The sequence below is a fragment of the Neobittarella massiliensis (ex Bilen et al. 2018) genome (assembly GCF_900289145.1).
Classification (GTDB): Bacteria; Bacillota; Clostridia; order Oscillospirales; family Ruminococcaceae; genus Neobittarella; species Neobittarella massiliensis.
This window is the reverse complement of the sequence record NZ_OKQO01000020.1, coordinates 1-2,417: the sequence shown is the minus strand read 5'-3', so window position 1 is coordinate 2,417 and position 2,417 is coordinate 1. Positions and strand designations below refer to the sequence as shown.

The window sequence follows — 2,417 nt, the reverse complement described above, 5'->3', positions numbered from 1 at the left end:
TAAGGCTATGTCACATCAAATAGTTGATAAAACATAGCACTTAGTACCTTGACATTTTTTGCTAAAATAATATAATTTAAGTGCGACACATCTTAATAATTTTCCCACAATAGGTGCGTATTTTTTTAGGTAAAAATATACACCTTATTTTCGCAACTATTGTGGGAAGATGTGTCGCAGCATTCGAAGGTGTGTATTTTTCGGTGCGCAGCTTCGGTTGCGCACTTTTTTGTATAAAGGAATGCTGCGAAATGTTAAGGTGTAAAAACTGTGGACGTCAAATCACAAGAAACCTGAACTTCTGTCCCTTTTGCGGGCGACCAAACAAGTCCTCGATTCACGTTAATACTAGAGGCTTAGGGTGTTTGGTAGGTGTTCTTTTTGTCATTGTAATAGGAGTGATCGGTATTGTTTCCAATCCCAACTCTACTACCCCTGCTGAAAAAACTGGCAAAGACTACGAGAGCGCTGTGTTCAGCGCGTTTTGGGAAGGCGCAAGTGAATCCTTTGGCGTGGAGTACAGCGATTATAAACTGGCCCATACTGCCACCAGTTACATCTCTGACTATACAACCGCGGGTGGGCAAACCGCGCACTACTATTTAATTAAAACTGGATTTGAGACAACAAATGCATTTGGACACACGACGTTACACCACGTAGTAGCGCGTTGTTATTATGCGCCAGATTATAGTAACACCGTTTATACCACTCATATTACGCTTGATGATGAGACGGTGTATTATAATAGTGAAACTGAAAATTGGCTTATGAACATGGACGGAGGAGGAACAGCACCATGAGATCACTGCATTTTAGTTTACCGTCAAATCAAGATGGACTTGACTTTGAAGAAGTAATTGATTTATTTACACCGACCTTTATGAATCGGTATACGAAGTTTTCATCCATTGAAGAGTTTTTTAAAACTGGTGGATATACAGTAACTTCAATGGAGGATTTAATAGCAATCCTAGGTGATGATTTCGACTCGTATATCAATCAACATACCGATTATTCGTGTTGGGAAGATTTGCTTGGTATGGCGAATATATTTTCATTCAGTCAGATGTAGCTTTTTTCTGTACTTTTCTTCAAACGCCTTAAAAGTATCAACCAGATTTTTAGTGTCTTTTTTCTGTTCTTCACGCGGTACACCGCTGAAAACAATGTCAAGTTGGTCGAAGCACAGGCATATACGACCATTTATATAAGAAACTTCCACAGCAACTATCATCTCCCACAAACACGATTAGCCCACCTTTTATGAGGTGGGCTGTTTATTTATATTCGTTTATTTATCCCAACATAGGAATTGGCGGCCTACTCGAAACTTCCGTACATTTCAATTTCATTACGGCAGTAAGAGCACACCTTAACAGTATGTTCTGCTTCTCCACCACTGTCTCTTTCCCACAGTTCACAAAATTGTTCCACGCCAAGTAGTTATTTAGATACTTGGTCGAAACGCCATTGAAACCACGAATAAACCGTTTCAGCTTGCTGTGGTAACTGTTGATTCTCTGAACGTTATAAACGCCCCTGTTCCCAACACCACTTTTCAGCTGAACCAGTTTCAAACCGTTATTTTCGGCAAACCGAATATAGGCGCTCGCCTTGTCAGTGACCAGCGTCGCCCCGTCTGTGATCTTACCGCGAAACATCTCATCTAATGAATTTGTTGAAATCCGACCGAGGTTGGCTACTCTCGCAAAGGAAGAGCCGTTCCTACTAATTGCACAGGGAACACACACCTTCTCACGGGACAACCCGTGCAATCGCGCGGCTTTCCCTCGCTTATGAACCTCCCGCGGCATCGAAAAGACTTTACTTCTCTTGTGATCTCCTTTATACGACACAGTGAAAAAAGTCTCATCGACCTCGACAATCCCGTCCAATTCAACCTTACCAAATCTATCTTGCAGGGCATCCAATATTTTGTGCCGCCAGTAAAACGCGGTGTTCCTATGAATCCCGCAAGTCTCAGCGGTCTGCCGAATCGGCATTCCAGCCATCATGCAAGAGATGTACTTTTCCCATACCCGCAAGTCTTTCTTCGTGCCAGCCACGATGGAATTTGTCGTCGCTATGAACGACCGCTTGCAGTCCTTACACATGTACCGTTGTGTGCCATCCTTGCGATGTCCGTTACAAACAATATGTACACCACCGCACCTCGGGCACATTTGGCCATTGGCAAATCGCTCTTCTGCCACAAATTCGTCCATGTCGGACTCAACAGCAAACTCATTCAGCAAAAGTGATTTAAGATACTTTTGATCTTCACACGACAACTTTCGTATGGAGTTTAAAATTTCTTTAATGGCAGACATTGGCAATTCTTCTTTCTTGCTTTTTCTACCATTATATTACATCATTTACTAAATTTAGTCAACTATTTATTGTGACATAGCCTT

Annotated in this window: 3 protein-coding genes; 2 read left to right on the top strand and 1 reads right to left on the bottom strand. The window is 42.0% G+C overall.

Going from position 1 to position 2,417, the window contains the following annotated elements; translation table 11 throughout:
• Positions 1 to 365: 365 nt before the first annotated feature.
• Both C6Y32_RS15195 and C6Y32_RS15005 read left to right on the top strand, forming a co-directional pair.
• Positions 366 to 803 carry a hypothetical protein gene (locus C6Y32_RS15195; RefSeq protein WP_129589469.1) on the top strand — a complete coding sequence of 146 codons (438 nt, stop codon included), beginning with the start codon at positions 366 to 368 and terminating at the stop codon, positions 801 to 803.
• Positions 800 to 1,075 (top strand): hypothetical protein, encoded by a 276-nt coding sequence (locus tag C6Y32_RS15005; RefSeq protein WP_105206065.1) that lies wholly within the window; start codon positions 800 to 802, stop codon positions 1,073 to 1,075. Before C6Y32_RS15195 ends, C6Y32_RS15005 begins: the two co-directional genes overlap by 4 nt.
• 223 nt (positions 1,076 to 1,298) lie before the next feature.
• On the opposite strand, the gene C6Y32_RS15000 is transcribed toward C6Y32_RS15005, so the two are convergent.
• Entirely contained in the window at positions 1,299 to 2,333 is a 1,035-nt protein-coding gene (locus tag C6Y32_RS15000; protein WP_105206064.1) for an IS1595 family transposase, read from the bottom strand.
• Positions 2,334 to 2,417 lie beyond the last annotated feature (84 nt).